This is a genomic window from Cryobacterium flavum (genome assembly GCF_900103805.1).
GTDB classification, from domain to species: Bacteria; Actinomycetota; Actinomycetes; order Actinomycetales; family Microbacteriaceae; genus Cryobacterium; species Cryobacterium flavum.
The window spans coordinates 19,811-37,150 of the sequence record NZ_FNIB01000016.1; the positions used below are offsets into that span (position 1 = coordinate 19,811).

Below are 17,340 nucleotides of genomic sequence, written 5' to 3' on the forward strand. Positions count from 1 at the left end.
TTCGAGTAGCTACCGCACTAATTCGCAGTATATTGAATCTTTGTCATTTATAACTGCCCCCCTTACGGGGCGAGCCGTCGCGCTCAGCTGCGCTTGTACTCGTGATAGACCGATCCGACCGAACCGCTCAGCATGCCGGCTCCGCGGGCGGCGGTTCGTAATCCTCTGGCGCGCTGCGGCAGCTGCCCGACGATCAAACCGGCCAGGTAGCGGGCAAGCCCGCCCAACACCCGTACCGTTCCACGAACGAGCAGGGTGAACCGAACCAGCATCCGCTCGCCATTCTCGGTGTCGTCCAGGTTGATTCGACTCCAGGTGTTGCCCATGCGGAAAGCGCGTTGCAGCACCCATTCGTGGGTGAGCCGGTCGGCCGGAACCACGTCGATGACAACGGCCTCGTCGCACCAGATCATCTGCCCTCCCCGTCGGTGCAGCTGCCGGGTGAACAGCGAATCGGAGCCGCCGGAAAGTCCGAACCGTTCGTCGAAACGCAGACCCAGACGGCGCACCTCCACGAGGTCGAGCAGCAGGTTGTTGGTGGCGGCGAGCGAAACCGAAGTGCCAGTGGCGAATCGCCGACGTTCGAAGAAGCCGCCGCCGCGAATCCACGGGTCAGGCTCGGTATCGTACCGAGAGAGCACCGGACCGACCACGGCGGCCGGGCGAAACGTCGAGTAGGTGTCGAGAAGCTGGGTGAGCCATTTCGCGGTGGGGCGCTCATCGTCGTCAATGAAGACCAGCAGTTGGGCCTTTGCCGCCTCCGTCAATGCCCGGTTGCGAGCCGACGCGATACCGGGATTTGGTTCGTGCACGTAGCGTACCGGCACCGGACTGTCCGAGGTGTTGGCCGCAGCCACCTGGTCGCGGGCTCCCCCCTGAGGATCGTTGTCGACGACCAGAATTTCGACCGGCCCAGGAACGGTACCGGCTTGTTCGAGAAGTTCAGGCAACAGCTCCTCAAGGTCTTGGGGGCGGCAGTAGGTGAGGACCGAAATCACCACCCGGATCGCGGTATTTGGATACCCGCTATTCATGACTTCCCCCAATTTCAGCACTGCGCCGATCCGAATCCTTCACGAACACCGTTCTCCATCCGTACACTTTCTTCACTCCCGCCCGTCTCGGCGACGGTCAGTTCATGCGCGTGACGACTAGATCGTCGAAGGCCGCCGTAACCGGCGTCACCGTGGCCGTCGACCCGAGGTAGAACGCCAGACCGACGGAACCCGCTGCCTGCATCGCGGCCGTGGCATCAGTGGTGCTGAGTTGCCAGGCCGCCGGTTCCGTACCGCCGGCACTCCAAACTTTGGCCCGAATCGTCGTCGGCGCGGTGCCGAAGACCTGAATTCGGAGTCGAAGTTGTGATCCTGTGGTGTAAGTCAGGCCCGAAATGTTCTGCACGGTCAAGGTTGTTGCCCCGCGCATCAGCTGCAACTGCACGACGCCGGTCGCCAAGACCTTGGCCCTGGCTCGGTAGTCATCCGTTCCGACGCGTCGGCCGATGACCGATGCGTACGCTCCCGACCCGGTGGCGTCCTGTTGCAGGGCAACCGAAACACTGACGTCAGTGTCAGCCGATGAGACACCGGACAGGTACCCATTGAGCGTGGCCCCGGCCGCGGACTTGAACCGCCCCGAACCGGAGCTGACGGAATAGTTCGCCGACGATCCGGTCGTGGTCCAGACCCCACCGCTGTCGGCGGTGCCGAGCCCGCTACTAAGAACTCGGGAAAACGCGTCAGTCGCCAGGGGAAGGTTCGGGTCGACGTTGGGAACGAGCACATCCTGCGTCGTCGACCCTGTTGCGGCAGAGCTGTCGGTCACCGTGAGGGAGACTTGATAGTTGCCCGCCACGGTGTAGCTGTGCGTGGCCGTGATCCCGGTCGAGTTCGTGCCGTCGCCCCACGACCAGGCGTAACCGGTGGTGACTCCATCAGGGTCGGTTGAAGCGGATGCATCCACCGAGATTGCCAGTGGCGCAGTCCGGTAGCTGAATGCGGCCGTCGGCGGCACGTTTGCCGGCGGATCGTTGGCGACCACCGACCGGCTCGTGCTGGCAGTGCTTCCCGCGTTGTCGGTCACCGTGAGGGTAACCGTGTACGAGCCAGCAGTATCATAGCTGTGCGCCGCAGTGATTCCGGTCGCGTTGGTTCCGTCCCCGAAATTCCAGCTATAGCCCGTGATGGTGCCGTCGGAATCCGTTGATCCGGCGCCGTCCACGGTGAGTGCCAGGTTGTTGATGGCGGCGGTGAACGCAGCCTCTGGCACCATATTTGCCGGCGGACCGGATCGCCCGATGTTGTAGTGATTCGCTACGGATGCCGCCCCGAGCGCTGCTGGATACACGGCCACTTCGTCGATGTCAGCGGCGATATAGTCACTCAGAGGTCGGCTGGTCCAGCCACTCAGATTGTCACCGCCGATGCGCCAATAGCCCTGGATCGGAGCAGCCGATGTCGTGTCGGTGCGTTGGGCGACGAGCACCCCATCGATGTACAGGGACATCCCATTGACGCCGACGCTGGCCACGATGTGGTGCCACTGCCCGTCGTTGTAGGAAGAGGTCGTATTGACTGTGCGCAGGGTGCCCGGCTTGACACCGAACCAGATGCGACCGAAGTTGTCCATGTAGACGTGACGGTCATAGGCGGTGGAATTCCCCGTCGTGCTGCTGCCAAGTCCGATGATCTTGCCGCCACGTCTGGTCGTCGTCTTGACCCAGGACTCGACGCTGAATGCGTCCCGCGGCGTTTCAAACGCACTCGATGCCGCGAACCCGGTGGTGGTGCCGCTGAACCGCGACGCGGAGCCGGAGTTACCGGCGAGGGCACCGGTGACGTCCCGAGTCACACCGGTGCCGGTCTGGGCGTTTGCGGCCGAGGCCCAGTCGAAGGCCGTCGTTCCGCTCGGTTCGCCGAGGGGCCAGTAGGACGTCGGCGAGTCGGCGCGCACTGCGGACGCATAGGCGCTGTACTCACCAGTCGCAGAGACGGTCACGGATGCCGGACCTCCGGTGCGAACGTTTCCGAAGGGGTCACTCACCCTGACTTGGTAGGAATAGGTCTGGCCGGGGGTGAGCCCGGTATCGGTCCATCCCATGCTCGGGCGGGACCAGTCCACGGACAGCCCAGAAATCGTTCCGACCGAGACTCCATCGCGCAACACCTCATAGTTGAGTCGCTCGTTGTCACGGTCGTAGGCGGACTTCCAGGCGACGCGCACGGTTCCGCTCGACAGCGACTGAACGTCGGGCACGAAGGCCGAGGCGACAAAGGCCGCATTGGCCACCCGCGGACCCTCTTTGTTCGGCGCGCTTGCAGCGGTGGCGAATCGGGCCAGGCCCTGTTGTCCCTTGTTGTTGACGTTGGTGAATTCACCCCCGTACAGCAGGTATTGACTGTTGGTGACAACGTTCCAGGGCCCCTGCCCCTGCCCGGTATAGGTGCCGGTGTTGATCTCGGGATAGTAGCTCAGCAGTCTCGGGCGCGGTTTTCCGACGAAGTTGTCATAGCTGCCCACGGCATTCGGCGTGAGCAAACCGGTCGTCGCCATGGTGAAAGCCAGGGTGCGGTGGTAGGTGCGCGGCGCGGTCTCGACCGGCCCGCCCATATTGCCGCAATAGTGGGCGTGACCGGTGGTGTATACAACGTTTTGGGTGAGTGCGGCGGAGTAGGTGTCGCCGTGGCAATCTTCCATCCAAATGATGGAACCGTTCGACCAGTCAGCCCGGAAGGTGCCTTCGAAGTTGGCGCCGGCCCCGTAGTCATAGCCCGTGCCGAACACGCCATCGGTCGAAGACGTCAGGCTCGTGAACCCCCCGTTGAGCCCGCCGTTGCGCAGCAGGGAGTTGACCGCCCAGGGCAGGGAGTCGCCCGTGACGGCGTCGAGGGCTGCCATTCCATAGCCGGGATTCACGCCACCGTTGTACGAGGTGAACGCTCCGCCAATGATTACCTTGGTGCCATCGGGCGAGACGGTGAGCGCGTTGACTGCGCCGCCGTCTGGGGTTCCAGCCCAGGCTTTCAGCGCGCCGTTGGACGCGTCGAAGGACGCGATCTGACTGCGTGCCTGCCCGCCAGCCGTCGTGAAGGTTCCGCCGGCGTAGACCGTGCTTCCAGAAATACCGAGCGCCTTGACCTGGGCGTTCAGCACCGGAGCAAACGACGGTACGAGCTCCCCGGTGCCGGCGTCAAAAGCCGCCAGTCGATACCGGGCAACACCACTCATGCTGGTGAACGAGCCACCGACAAAGATGCGGGTACCGTCAGCGGAGGCGACGAGTGCTCGCACGGCACCATTGGGGTTGGGGCTGAAGGTCGGAATCAGCACCCCCGTCGTCAAGTTGTAGGCGAGCAGGTTGGTGCGCACTACCTCGTTCACGCCAACGCCGGAACCAGCTGGGCGGGCCTTGGTGAATTCACCCCCCACGTAGACGGTGTTACCCACGATCAACTGCGTCCACACCACACCGTTGATCTGCGCGGTCGGCAGGGAATCTGCGGCCATGGTCACCGGGGTGGTCGAATCAACCGGCGCGGTGTCCGCGACCGCCTGAAGTGGCACCGTGAGGGTGGCGGCGACCACCGCGAGTGCGGTCATCATGCCGAAGACGCCAGCGCGTGCTGATCGTTCGCGAATCAAACTTGGACGTGCGCGATTCGTGCGAGACGCGAACAAAGATCCCACGGAGTTTCCTTACTCGGAGGAGGAGCGGGGCCGTCGGGTGGCCATCGCATTCAACGGAGTCTAGTGAGGTTTTCTCAGTCTGGAATACCCCCGATGGGGGGCAGTCGACCTCGAGGATCGGTTATTTCGGCGCCGGGCCCTCAAACAGCACGATCGGCACACCGGCCGAGTAGTCAACGGCAATCTGCACACGGTCACGACCATCGTCGGGGACGTTGAAAATGAACACCCCGCGCGCCGCACCTCCCGCGGAGACCGCATCGGGGAGCGGAACTCCTCCGGGGGCAGCGAGCTCAGTCGCTGGCGACTGCTCCCCCCCGTAGTAGAAGTTGACCACCGTCGACGTCAACGACACCGACACCGCAGTGTCGTTGCGAACGGTTACGGCGAATCGGAGTGAGGGCCCGGCAACTTCGCCCGGACCGCGTGCCTCGCCGGCGACGGACTCAAGTTCGCTGATGCTGAAGACGACACCGGGTACAGCTGCCGCCGGATCCGCCAGCGGAACAGGGGCCTGAACCTGGGGTGGAGCGAGTTCGGTGGACGGAACGCCGATTCCGGCCGCCGGGTCCGGAGCGCTCGGCACGGGGGGCGCCGGCGTGGGACTCTTCGTCGGTGCCGGTGTGGGAGAAGCAGTCCGCGACGGCGATGGACTCGTCGCTGACGGCATCGAGACGCCGTCGTCCGAATCGGCGCGTTGCGACGCCCAGGAATTAGCGACGAGCACTATGACCACGAGCAGGACCAGCACACCGCACCCAAAGATCCACCACAATCTGCGCCGCCGGCTCGTGCTGCCAGTGCTGTCGTCGACGGGGTGTTGCACTGCCATGTTCAAACTCCAGAGTGGGGGCCCGATCGAAAAACGAATCGGGCGTGAGACGTCGTGCAGCCATCTATACACGCTCAGGCCCCTCATTCCTAGGGGGCAGGTGAACCCCGTCTGGGGCACACGCCGCTACCTGTACAGTGTGTGAAAACTGCCCACTATTGATAAGGCCCAGACATGCGCATCGCCATTCTGCACGGGAGCAACGACACCTACGGGGCCACCCGAGTGCTCATTCAAGAAATCTCCTGCCTGGTCAATGTCGGGCACACCGTGGTCGTAGTCGTGCCGCAGACCGGACCGCTCGCCCACGAAATCAGCCAGGCCGGCCTGGAGGCGACCGTAATCGTTGACCCGGGCCTGGCCGTGCTGAGGCGTAGCAATATCTCCGACCTCCTGCACCCAATTCGGTTGCGGCCGGAAGTCGTTGACGCTGATCTCGTCGTCATCTGGACGCTCGCCCTCGCCGTCTATATCCCCCTACTTCGCGCAAAGCGGAAGAATTTCTATGTCTCGGTGCACGAGCTCTTGCTCAGTCGCGTCGGCAACCTCCTTGTGCGGGCACTTCTGGCACCCGGCCGTTTTCCGATCTGCGCCTGCAGCGAAGCGACCGCAACGTGGCTTGAGCGCAATGGGGTCGCCCGTTCGCGCCTCACCGTTACGTCGCCCGTGTTCGAACCGGTGACAACGGTCGAAGCGCAGGCACCACATGACCCGCTCACGATCGCCGTCGTTGGACGAGTCAACGGCCACAAGGGGCACCTTGAGGTGGTGCGCGCGCTGCAGTCGCTCAGCCCCGAAACACGGCCGGCTTGCCCTCCTTTCAGTGCCTCGTGGCGCCTGTTACTGTTCGGTGCACCGTTTCCTGGGCAGGAAGCGGCTCTGGACGCCGTGCTGGATCTGATTGCGGGAGACGCACGCATCGAGTATCGGGGCGAGGCAGCATCCGTCGCAGCGATCGCCGGAGAAATCGATGCTGTCGCCTGCTTTCCGTCGACTCCGGAGCCGTTTGGCCTCGTCCCCGTTGAAGCGTGGCGGGTGGGAGTGCGCGCCATCGGCTTCGCTGACGGAGGCGCCGGGGAGGTTCTGCCCATTGTCGGCGGTATCGGTGTCGCCCGCAGCGGCGCCCCGGTGTCCGACATTGTGTCGGCACTGGAGCGACTGGAGCAGTCCATCCGAGCGAGGACCACCCTCCCGACGCCGTCGACGGTCAACCCCAAGTTCTCTCTGGAACGGCGACTTATGCTTCTGACCCGGGTCGTGACCCAGGCTGGCGTTCGATCGAACCAACGAACAGCGCGCGCGAACTAGCCCTGCCTGTGTTTCGGCGCCTGCACCACCTCCAGATCGAGATCCAGGTCAGGCTCCAGCACTATCTGCTTGTCGGGAACGACCTTCGGAGCAGGCTCCGCCTCAGGAACGGGAACAGGAACAGGAACAGGAACAGGAACAGGAACAGCCTTCGGATCAACCACTTCCGGTGCCGGCACTAGGTTCAGATCAGCGGCGATTTCCTTGTCGGTCACTGGGGTTGGGCTCGGTGTCTCCGTGAGTGCGACGGCGCCAGCGGCCTTCACGCTCGCGGCGGCGCCAGTGACGGTGTTGCCGAAGGGATCAGTCACCCGAATCTGGTACGAATAGGTTGTACCTCCGGTACGGCCCGTATCGGTCCACGTGATCGTCGGACGGCTCCAGTCTGAGGAGAGGCCCGTTTGCGTACGCACGACAACGCCGTTTCGCAGCACTTCGTAGCTGAGTAGCTCATTGTCGCGGTCGTAGTTGGAGGTCCAGCTGACTCTGACAGTTCCGGCGCTCGGAGAGGTGAGCGCCGGAGTGAAACTCGCGCCGGATACCCTCGGCCCTTCCTTGTCTGGTGCGATGGCCGACACCGCGAACCGCACGAGACCCTGCTGTTTCTTGTTGTTGACGAGCGTGAACTCGCCGCCGTAGAGCACGTATTGGGAGTTAGCCGTTACATTCCACGGCCCCTGGTTTTGGCCGGTGAAGGATCCGGCATTAATGTCAGGGTAGAAGGTCAGCAGCGACGGGCGGGGGCGTCCCTCGAAGTTGAAGTAGCTACCGCCGGTGCTGTTCCGGGTGATGGTGCCCGTTGCATTCGCCGTGAAGGCCAGAGTGCGGTGATACGATCGTGGACTGGTTTCTGGGAATCCCCCGATGTTTCCGCAGAAATGTGCGTGCGCGGTGGTGTACACGACGTCGCCTGCGGCAGCGGCCGAATACGTGTCACCGTGACAGTCCTCGATCCAGATGATATTGCCGCTGCTCCAACTGGCACGGAAGGTGCCTTCAAACATGGCACCGGCGCCGTAGTCGTACCCGGTGCCGTAAACCCCGCCAGAATCGGACGTGAGCGACAGAATGGAACCATTCACGCCAGCATTCTTAATGAGTTTTCCGATGTTCCAGGACGTTGCGGCGCCCGTGCTCGAGATCGTGGCAGCCATTCCGTACCCCGGCGCGGTCGCGCCGTTGTACGACGTGAACGAACCGCCGATGACCACCCGGTCGCCGTTGGGTGAAATGGTCAGAGCGTTCACAGCACCATCGGGCACGGTACCCTTCCAGGCGCCGAGAGTTGCGGTGAAACCAGTGAACGATGCGATCCTCTGGCGCGACTGCCCGTTGGCCGTTGTGAAACTGCCCCCGGCGTAGATTGTGCTCCCGTTCGCGCCGAGGGCCCGGACAGTGCCGTTTGCCGTTGGCTTCCAATCATTCGCGAGAGCACCGGTGGCGGTGCTGAAGGCCGCCAACCGAGTTCGCGTCTCGGCACCGACCTTGGTGAAGGCGCCGCCGATATATACGCGGGACCCATCCGGTGCCGCGGTGATCGCTCTCACCGCGCCGTTGACGCTGGGGTTGAACGAGGTCATGACACCGGTCGACAAGTCGTACGCGAGCAGATTGTTGCGCGATACCTCACTCGTTCCCGCGGAGGCTCCGGCGGGGCGCGCACGCGTGAACTCACCGCCGACGTAGACGGTGTTTCCGACAATCAATTGCGTCCACACCACACCGTTGATCTGGGCTGTGGGCAGCGCATCGGCAGCGACGGTTCTAGGGATGGAAGCGCTCGGGGGGGCCGTGTCCGCTTGCGCGGTGCCGGTACCAAAAAAAATCGTCGCCAGCAGGGCTGCTGTAGCGATCGTTGCTATTGCCGGAGAGCGCCAGGGCCGCGCCATAAGAGAACCTCAACTTCAACTTGCACGGTGGCCGTCGAGCAGCCCCGTGGTGCAGTGATCATACTTGAGTTCCAGATTCTTGGGCTTACACCACAAGAAATCTCTGCCTTTGCGAAAATTGGACTTGCCGCCGCGCGTGTAGTCGAACGCCGCGTCGTTCCCCCTCGCCCCTAGTCAGGCAGCCGGATAAAGGTTAGGATTTCTCACTACCTCTCTTACCCGAATCCTGTTGAAGCTCACGCTGCAGCCTGAGAGAAATCTGAGCATTCAGTGACCCCTAAGCACCCAAATCACACCCCCCTGGCTCCATCGAACCCGAATATTTCACACGAGATCGTCCCCGGCCGCCCCGACGTGGGGAATCTTGCTGGCGATCAGCTCCCTGGGCGGCTCACGGCCCGACAGAACGGCCTGCGGATCGGTTACGCGGCTGGCGGCTTTGATCTCTTTCACGTCGGACATCTCAATATCCTCAAGCACGCAAGGAGCCAGTGTGACTACTTGATCGCCGGCGTGGTTTCGGATGAAATGCTTCAGCTAACCAAGGGCGTGTCTCCGGTCGTGCCGCTCGTCGAGCGCCTCGAGATCGTGGGGCACATTTCCTTCGTCGATGAGGCAGTCGCCGAGGTCGTCGAGGACAAATTGGAAACGTGGCGCGAGCTGGACTTTGATGTGTTTTTCAAGGGCGATGACTGGCGCGGCACACCGCGAGGGGTTCGCCTTGAGCACGAGTTCGCCGAGGTCGGAGTCGATGTCGTGTACTTTCCGTATACGGTCAACACGTCGAGCACGATACTGCGCCGCGCACTTGACGCGCTCACTCGCCCTGAGGCAGCCTCGCTCTGGCAGCAGCCACGGACCAGTACCTCCTAACGCAACCAGCCGAACCACAACGGGAGCGGATTCCTCGATGAGGGGCCCGCTCCTGTTGTGTGCGCTGCCCAAGGGAATCAGCCGGTCACCCCGGGTGCACCTCGACGGGCATGTCATCCGGGGCGTAGTAGTTGCGGGCCATGGAAACCTTTGTTGATGATGGCGCAATCACGGCGCAATCGTCGACTCGCGTGTTTCGGCCAAACGAGTTGTCAGAGATGACAACCCCCTTGATCGGCCCAAAGTCCTTCTCGGCCAGGTTGATGGAACACTTTCCGCCGTCTGCAATGTTGTTCGTGAAGGTCAGGTTCGAAACGTTACCGCGATCCTGGGTGACCTGCACCGTGGCATTCCACGCGCCGCTAAACCTGTTGCCGTCGATTCGTATATTTGAACCTTCCTGGATTTGAATCGAATCGTCGTGGCTCGGAGTTCCACCCTGATTGGGATCCCGCTCGAAATGAAGATTGTCGTGCAGCCACGAATCTGAGATATCGACGTTGCCTCCCGTCAAATGGATTCCGTCCACCACGCCATGAATATTCAAGCGCGTGGCCGCAAAGTTGTAACCGTAGATCCCCTGAACGTCTGGTGACGGCGAGGAGGGGAACAGCTCCGTGTCGATGATCTTCAGATTGGCGTACCCTCCCAGGTTGTCGATCAGGGCCATGGGACCGTTCAGATTGCGACCGCGCACGATGGAATCTTTGATAGTCACGTTGGGCGCTTCGATCGTGATCATGCCCCGAACGTCAAGGCCGCTGATCACCGTGCCCGGCGTCGTGATGCGCAGGTCGCCGTCGTGCACGGTGAGGTCGGGACCGGCGGGGACGCCCGTATTGGTGGGTCCCGGTGTGCCGGAGTCCGCGACGATGGGGGTCGGAATTGGGGCGGGGACCGGCACGGGCGCGAGAACAGGAACCGGGACCGGAACGACGATCGGGGCCGGAACCGGATTGGGAAGGGGAACCGGTTCGGGAGCCGGGGTCGGTACCGGCGTTGGAGCGAGTGTCGGGTCGGCGGGCGCCGGTCGGACCGGCGGGAACAGCCGCCCGATCAGACGGCGCCACTCCCCGCGGTCCAACCCGGAGGCGGAGGAGACGACGGGGACGATGGTTGTGCGCGCGTCCGAGGCGAACGGGTCGGCATCGCTTTCAGCGGCCTGTGTGGCAGCCACGGCACTGCGGCTGTTCGACGCGATGTCGTTTTCTGCGTGGGAAGACCCGGCAGGGTGCGCCTGGCCCAAACCGAGTGCAACACCGGTGAGACCGATGACGACAGCGGCCGTTAGGGAGGCTCCGGCCAGTCTGGAGGCGAAACGACGCTTCTTGCTGATCGTAGTGATAGCTTTTTCGGCGGGTAAGCCTGTGGACAATTTCGAATTGATTACCATGGGGTTGTTTTTTTCGTGTCCGGCACACGCTTCGGGGCGTGCTGTGCGGGGCCGCCGTAGGGGCAGCCGATCGGGAGCATTCCGTATCAGTCATAACGGTCAAACGGAATGGTGGATAGGCCCATATCGGGCGCAACTTCAGGGCCGTTCGCGGGTCACAATTCCCTGCTCACTATCCAGTGTGCACCGAGACAATCTTGCTGTCGGGTGTGTAGTAGTTGCGCGCCGTGGAAATTTTGGTTGTTGAGGGTGAGATGATGGCACAATTCACAACCCTGGTGTTGCGGCCGAATTTATTGTCAGTGATGACCGCGCCGTAGATCGGGCCGTAGGTTTTTTGCGCGATGTTGATCGTGCATTTTCCGCCGTCGGCGTTGTTGTTGGTGAACGTGAAATTGGAGACATCACCTCTGTCCTGGGTGATCTGGACTCCCGCGCTGTGCGCGCCGCTGATCGTGTTTCCGATCACCCGGATGTTGGAGCCTTTTTGAATCTGAATCGAGTCGTCGTGGCTGGCCGACCCACCTTGATTCGGGTCGTTCGTGTAGTGCAAATTGCTATGCAGCCACGATTGTTGGATTGTGACGTTGCTTCCGGTGATGTGTACGGCATCGATCACGCCGTGTATTTCCACTCGCGTTGCCGTGAAGTTATAGCCGTAGATGCCGTTCACGTCGGGAGAAGGGTTGGACGGGTACAACTCGGTATCGGTGATCTTCAATCCCGAGAATCCACCGAGGTTATTGATTAGGGCGCCGGGAGCATTCATGGTGCGACCTCGAACGATTGAGTTCTTGATTGTGACGTTGGCCGCTTGAATCTTGACCAGGCCGCGTATGTCGAGACCGCTCACGATAGTGCCGGCCTTGGTAATCGTCAGGTCGCCCGAATGCACCGTGAGGGCTGTGCCCGATGGGACCCCCGTTGTGGTCGCGCCCGCCGTCGCGGTGCGGAAGTGTACAGCGGTCACCGCCTGCGCTGGGCTCACGATCCCGGTCAAGGCAAAGGCGGTAGCGGCAATGGCCGAGGCGCCGACAAGAAACCTGCTGCGAACAAAAATGCGGGGGTGTCGTTGGTGCTGGTTAGGTGTTGAGTTGGTGTGGCTAGGACGATGCGAGCGCGTTGTGCGATTTGGCATTAAGTCATTTCGTGTCGTGCACGTTCGGGAATGCGCGTGAAGCAACCGTAGGGAGTCACCGATAGTTATTAGAGTGTTACCCAATAGTGATAATTCGTCAACCTTTCTCGCTGGGCCCACCGTGACGTAGATGCTTCGAGCACGAGATTTGGCTACTAAGCGGATGCTTCGGCTTGCTCAGCCCGCTGAGCCACGGCCGATGTGTCTACCCAGGAGGCAACGGGCACGGTGAAGATTCCCGGCACGGCTGCCAGCCTCCGGTACGCGGCCAACGCAAACATGATCGCAAAGCTGCACAGCAACACAGGAAGGGCCGTAGCCGCCACCGTCGGCAGGCTCACGCCGGTCGCCATCAGGACTGCCGCGAGGGCCGTCATGGGAAAAGTGTGGACCAGATATATCGGCAGAGTTTGGGTTCCGAGCACGCGGAGAAAATCGAACCCGGGCGCGCGGGCCACGACGACAGCCACGCTGACTCCGACCAGGACGGCGAGAATGCTCACGAACAGCAGGACGAACGGCACGCGCGTCAGGGACAGCTTGACCATGATGAGCACGATGCCGAGGTAGACCCCGCACACCACGGCCATGTGCCACCAGCGAATGTGCGGCACCATCCGACGCACACGGGGGCCCAGCCAGATCGCCGCCAGAAAGAAGACCAGATAGCGACCCATCTTGTCCCACGGCGTGTCCGTGTGCAGAATTTGCGAGCCGAACAACACCGCGAGGACGCCAGTGACGGCAACCGGAATGAGCGGATTCCACCGCCGGGTCAGCCACGCCACGGTCAAGAAGATGGGCAAAGCGTAGATGAACCAGAGGTTCGAACTGGGGCGAATGAACAGCGTGACCAGGTTGGTCCAGCTGGCATTGGGCCCGTCGGGGCTGATCGGCGGCAGGGCGAGCAGGAACAGGGTTTGGGCGGCCACCCAGACCGCGTAGAGATACAGCAGCAGCGACATCCGTTTTCGAAAGAGCTGCCAATAGGGCAGCCGAATGGCTGTGGCCGCGAGAATGCCGGACATGAAGAAGAACAGCGGCATGCGAAAGGTGTCGAGCAGGGGATTGAGGGGTGCCATTGCGCCGGCCAGGCCGACCCCGTCGAGGTACATGACCGCGTGGTAGAGCACGACCAGGGTGATCGCGACCCCTTTCGCCACGTCGATCCAGGCTTCACGGGGCCGGCCGGAAACGGCGACGGATGCCGAGTCAGTCACGCGGCAACGATTCCTTCGACCTGATAAACCGACGCAGCCCTGCCCACTGTCGATCGCGGAGTTTCGGCGTCAGTGAGTCCTTGGGAATCAGCACCAATGCCAGCACCAGGATGAGCAGTCGCGCGGCGGTGTACAGCGGGCCGAAGAAGAATACCCAGACGGTGTTCACCACGAGGAAAAGGAGAATTCCGCTGGCCCGGTTCACGGCCACCGCCGCTCCGACGCCCCGCAGGACCAGAAACAGGATGACACCGGCCAGTACCAGCCCGGGGATGCCGAATCGTGCCCACAGATCGCCGAGGACCGAATGAAGTTCGATATTGCCACCGAACATGTAGTTCTCAACGTAGCCGTTGTCGGGGGCGTAGTTAATAGACGCCATTCCCGTCTTGGCTGCGAGCACGTCGGTCGGGTTCAGTAGCGTACCGGCCCCGAATCCGTAGGGTTGATGCGCCATGAGGGAAGCCGTGGCGGCCAGTTCCGGTCTCCCGCCCAGGATGAGTGATCCGGCCGTGTTGAGCTGGTCGACGGTCCGAAGGCGGGTGGCTTCGCCGAACAGTCCTGCAACGATGGCCGATTGTCCCAGGTTGTACACCACGATCGCGAGCACGCCAATGGCTACCACGACCCCGGCTCCGGACCGGGATCGCAGGAAGCGACGTCGACTGGTTGGGCGCATCTGCCAGGCGACGAGTATGGCGGTCAGCAGCAGAATCGCGAATGAGGAACGAGCATCGGTGAGCATCGATAAACCGGTGAGACCGAGCACGGCCAGAAGGTCGAACCACCGGCGATTGAGAATGTGTGCGACGGCGAGGATGACCACTGTGAGGGCGAAGGAGAATCCGAAGCGCCACGGATTGTCAAAAAAGCGTTCGTTGTCGGTGGTGACTCCCGAGAGGAGACCGAGCCCAAACCACAGGGCCACCCAGGGGTCTGGCAACACGCTGCGCGCCCAGAGCAGGAAACCGAAGGAGAACAGGATGCCCACCAGGCCGATCGAATTTCCGGCCAGCTCGCCCGGTGCGATGACATGGGTCGGAGCGGCGAGTGCGGACAGCCAGATTCCAGAGCCGACCGCGACCAGGCCGACCAGCATGAGAGTCAGCGCGCCCCGATACCGACCAAGCATCGGCAGCCAGAGCGGAATGAGTGCTGCGGCAGCGAGGTAGCCCACGGTGATGCCGAGCGGTAGGTCCAAGCGCAACCCGATCAAAAACACGACGATGACGGCGAGAATCTTGCTTGAGCGTGGCACCACTGGTGCAGGCAGCTGACTGGAGCCGGGAGGAAAATCAGGAGGGAACGGCTCCCGTAGTGACTTCTTCGCTGCCAAGCGCTGTGGTGTCACCGGCTGTTTGGTCGTCTCGCACATGTAGGTCTTCGGGCCCCGCACCGGGCCGCGCCCGAAACAATTCGGGTATTGTCTCTGCCGCGCGACCGCATCGGCACAACAGTAGGTCCATGTGGGCGCGGGATCAAGGTCAGCGCCGAGCGGATTCGCCCATTTGATCCCCCCGATCGGGGGTCACCTCCCGCTGTCATGCTGCGTGTACAGTGGCGTTTCAGCTTGATCCAGCCTCTGACCCAACGGGAGCCACCGCCTTGCTCGAGGACGCCTCACCCGCAGCTCCGCCACAACGCAAGGCCGGCCTGCTCCCCAATCGGACGGGCACCGTTTCGCGCAATATGACGGTCGCGTTGCTAGGCAACGCTTTTCCACCGCTCGTCGCACTCTTCTCCGGCCCCATTCTGGCGCAGGCACTCGGAGTGGACGGCCGCGGTGCCGTGGCTGCTGCGACAGCGCCGCTGGCGCTGTTCGTCACCCTCGCCACTTTTGGAATTCCGGAAGCCGTCACCTGGGCGATCGCCCGCAAGCCGGCCTCGGCGCGAAACGCAGCAGGTCGCGGCATGCTCATTCTGCTCGTCGCCGGACTATTCGCTACCGCCGCCATTGTCTTCTCGCCGCCCCTTTTGAGCGGCGGTGACCCGGATGTCCAAAGTCTGATCGTGGTGGCCAGTTTGGCCATCGTGCCGAATCTTCTCGTGGGGATTCTGCGCGGAGTTGCTTCGGCCACAAACAGCTGGCGGCTCGTGTCCGTGGAGCGAATCCTTTCGTCGACTCTGCGCCTCGCAGTGCTCATCCCGTTCTGGCTCACGGGGACGCTCACCCCGCTCGTGGCCACCGTCACTGTTGCAGCCATGCCGGTGGTGGGCGCCTTTGTCTATATCGGGCGGATGCGCAGCCTTGACCCGAGGGCCCTCCAGGTTCCGCCCGAGGCTCGCATGCTCGGTCTCCTCAGTTACGGGAGCCGAATGTGGGTGGGTTCGCTGTCTGGCGTGCTGCTCACCCGTCTCGATCAGGTGCTCATGACGCCGCTCGCCGGTACGCACCAGCTCGGGCTCTACGTCGTGGCAGTGAGCATCAGCGAGCTGCCGCTGATCATTCACCACGCGGTACGTGACGTGTCGTTCGTCAACGAAGCAGCTGAGTCCGTCGATGACCGGCTCAGTTCGTCTGCCCGAATCTCGACGGCGCTGTCGGCGTTCGCCGCGCTCGTACTCGGAGTTTCCATGCTGTGGTGGCTGCCGTTTCTGTTCGGAGAAGGTTTTCGCGAATCGATCCCGATTGCCGCAGTGCTCCTCGTGGCGGTCGTGCTCCTCACGCCGGGCTCCATTGCCGGCGCCGGCCTCAGCGCGCGTGGTCGCCCCGGGTTGCGCAGCCTCGCACTCACCATTTCCTGCGTCATCAATGTCGCGTTGCTCATTGTTCTCGCGCCGCTGCTGGGCGCGATGGGTGCGGCGCTCACGACACTCGCCGGAAACGTCATCACGAGCAACCTGAACCTGTTGTTCCTGTCGAGGGTGTTCGGGATCGGCGTGCTGCAGTTCTATGGACTGCGCCGCTCGGACATTGCCACCATCGGTCGCTACGGCAAGCGGATGCTGCGCCGCAAGACGCGCTGACCGGCATCCGCTTGACTGCTAGTCGCGCACACGTTTGGCAGCGCGTAATTTTGTCAGTCCCTGAGCGCCAAGCAGAATCTTGCGGCCATCTCTGAGGCCGCGGGCGGCCGAGGCCAACGGCCGCAGAGAGCTCAGGAACTGACGACGCCCGCCCTGCAGCAGAATTTCCCAGGCGACCCGGGTGCTGTGACGCCGCCACCGTGCGGCATCCTCAGTCGTCAGGTTGCGTGCGGCAAACAGCATCCGATTACGCACGTTGAAATAGTAATAGGCGTTTGATTTGCCCTGCGCTGTACGCTCGATTCCGGCTCCCTGGGTACCGCCCTCCGCATGCACCGCCACCGCCTCGGCGCACACCCGCACGTCACCGCCGGCCTGCAGCACCCGCCAGGACAGGTCGACGTCCTCCCAATACAGAAAATACTCCGTGCCAAACCCGCCGACCCGACTCCAGAGCGCGGCACTGACCAGCAAGCAGGCCCCGCTCAACCACGGCGTGACCCGCGCGTCGGGGTGGCTCGCCCGGTGCCGCAGGGCGCGGATCCGGCCGTCATTGAGATCGAGGTCGCAACCGTCGAACCACACGGATCCGTCTGGCCGCAGGATTCGCGGGGCAACGAGGGTGAGCGGATGCGCCAGGGCCTCCGCCAGCAGAACCCCCACCTGGTCAGCAGCAATTTCGGCGTCGGGGTTGAGTAGCAGGAACGCGGTGCGACCGAGCTCGAGTGCCCGTTCCACGCCGCGGTTCATGCCCCCGCCGAAACCGTCGTTCGCGTCGGACAGCACGACAGCCCAGCCTTCGCGCTGACCCATTTCGACCAGGCGTTCCCTCTCCCGCGGATGGGTGAAGTTGTCGACCACCACAATCTGCGCGGCGGGCACTGACCGAGCAAGGGGGACCAGATTGCTCTCCAGGAGCGCGCAGGACGCGAAGTTCACCACCACAATGGCGAGCGTGTCGAATGCCGGGACGGTCATCCGCTCAGTGTTGCAGATGCGGGAGATGCGGGCCGACTGGAATCGGGAGCTGTTTC

Annotated in this window: 13 protein-coding genes; 3 read left to right on the forward strand and 10 right to left on the reverse strand. The window is 62.9% G+C overall.

The window, feature by feature from the left end; genetic code table 11:
* Positions 1–83: 83 nt before the first annotated feature.
* The 3 genes from BLS91_RS17050 to BLS91_RS17060 all read right to left on the reverse strand — a co-directional run bounded on the left by BLS91_RS17050 (position 84) and on the right by BLS91_RS17060 (position 5,518).
* The gene (locus tag BLS91_RS17050; protein WP_092341954.1) at positions 84–1,034 is read right to left on the reverse strand and encodes a glycosyltransferase family 2 protein; all 951 of its coding nucleotides are present in this window, start codon (positions 1,032–1,034) and stop codon (positions 84–86) included.
* A 97-nt stretch (positions 1,035–1,131) separates the two neighbouring features.
* Positions 1,132–4,602, reverse strand: a complete 3,471-nt coding sequence (locus BLS91_RS17055; RefSeq protein WP_092341955.1) for a PKD domain-containing protein — start codon at positions 4,600–4,602, stop codon at positions 1,132–1,134.
* 205 nt (positions 4,603–4,807) lie between these two features.
* Entirely contained in the window at positions 4,808–5,518 is a 711-nt protein-coding gene (locus BLS91_RS17060) for a hypothetical protein (protein WP_134505184.1), read from the reverse strand.
* Between the two features lie 174 nt (positions 5,519–5,692).
* On the opposite strand from BLS91_RS17060, the gene BLS91_RS17070 reads away from it, so the two are divergent.
* A complete protein-coding gene (locus BLS91_RS17070; RefSeq protein WP_092341958.1) occupies positions 5,693–6,826 on the forward strand; it encodes a glycosyltransferase family 4 protein in 1,134 nt (377 codons plus the stop codon).
* Here the strand turns inward: BLS91_RS17070 and BLS91_RS20060 are convergent.
* On the reverse strand, positions 6,823–8,715 hold the full coding sequence (locus tag BLS91_RS20060) for a WD40 repeat domain-containing protein (protein WP_092341959.1): 1,893 nt from the start codon (positions 8,713–8,715) through the stop codon (positions 6,823–6,825). The two genes, BLS91_RS17070 and BLS91_RS20060, sit on opposite strands and share 4 nt — an antisense overlap.
* Positions 8,716–9,039: 324 nt before the next feature.
* Positions 9,040–9,177 (reverse strand): hypothetical protein, encoded by a 138-nt coding sequence (locus tag BLS91_RS20245; protein WP_167552445.1) that lies wholly within the window; start codon positions 9,175–9,177, stop codon positions 9,040–9,042.
* Between BLS91_RS20245 and BLS91_RS17080 the strand changes: the two genes are divergently transcribed.
* On the forward strand, positions 9,127–9,588 hold the full coding sequence (locus tag BLS91_RS17080; protein WP_092341985.1) for an FAD synthase family protein: 462 nt from the start codon (positions 9,127–9,129) through the stop codon (positions 9,586–9,588). The genes BLS91_RS20245 and BLS91_RS17080 overlap by 51 nt on opposite strands.
* Positions 9,589–9,673: 85 nt before the next feature.
* On the opposite strand, the gene BLS91_RS17085 is transcribed toward BLS91_RS17080, so the two are convergent.
* From BLS91_RS17085 to BLS91_RS17100, 4 genes are all read right to left on the reverse strand, one after another.
* The gene (locus BLS91_RS17085) at positions 9,674–10,963 is read right to left on the reverse strand and encodes a right-handed parallel beta-helix repeat-containing protein (RefSeq protein WP_134505187.1); all 1,290 of its coding nucleotides are present in this window, start codon (positions 10,961–10,963) and stop codon (positions 9,674–9,676) included.
* 190 nt (positions 10,964–11,153) lie between these two features.
* Positions 11,154–12,119: a right-handed parallel beta-helix repeat-containing protein gene (locus BLS91_RS17090; protein ID WP_139165827.1), complete on the reverse strand. Its 966-nt coding sequence runs from the start codon at positions 12,117–12,119 to the stop codon at positions 11,154–11,156.
* Between the two features lie 155 nt (positions 12,120–12,274).
* Entirely contained in the window at positions 12,275–13,339 is a 1,065-nt protein-coding gene (locus BLS91_RS17095) for an acyltransferase family protein (RefSeq protein WP_158252759.1), read from the reverse strand.
* Positions 13,332–14,600, reverse strand: coding sequence for a hypothetical protein (locus BLS91_RS17100; protein ID WP_092341963.1), 1,269 nt, complete (start codon positions 14,598–14,600; stop codon positions 13,332–13,334). Before BLS91_RS17100 ends, BLS91_RS17095 begins: the two co-directional genes overlap by 8 nt.
* A 296-nt stretch (positions 14,601–14,896) precedes the next feature.
* Here BLS91_RS17100 and BLS91_RS17105 point away from each other — a divergent pair, with 296 nt between their 5' ends.
* The gene (locus BLS91_RS17105) at positions 14,897–16,306 is read left to right on the forward strand and encodes an oligosaccharide flippase family protein (protein ID WP_134505188.1); all 1,410 of its coding nucleotides are present in this window, start codon (positions 14,897–14,899) and stop codon (positions 16,304–16,306) included.
* 18 nt (positions 16,307–16,324) lie between these two features.
* Here BLS91_RS17105 and BLS91_RS17110 read toward each other — a convergent pair whose 3' ends face one another.
* Positions 16,325–17,284 carry a glycosyltransferase family 2 protein gene (locus tag BLS91_RS17110; RefSeq protein ID WP_092341965.1) on the reverse strand — a complete coding sequence of 320 codons (960 nt, stop codon included), beginning with the start codon at positions 17,282–17,284 and terminating at the stop codon, positions 16,325–16,327.
* Between the last annotated feature and the right edge of the window lie 56 nt (positions 17,285–17,340).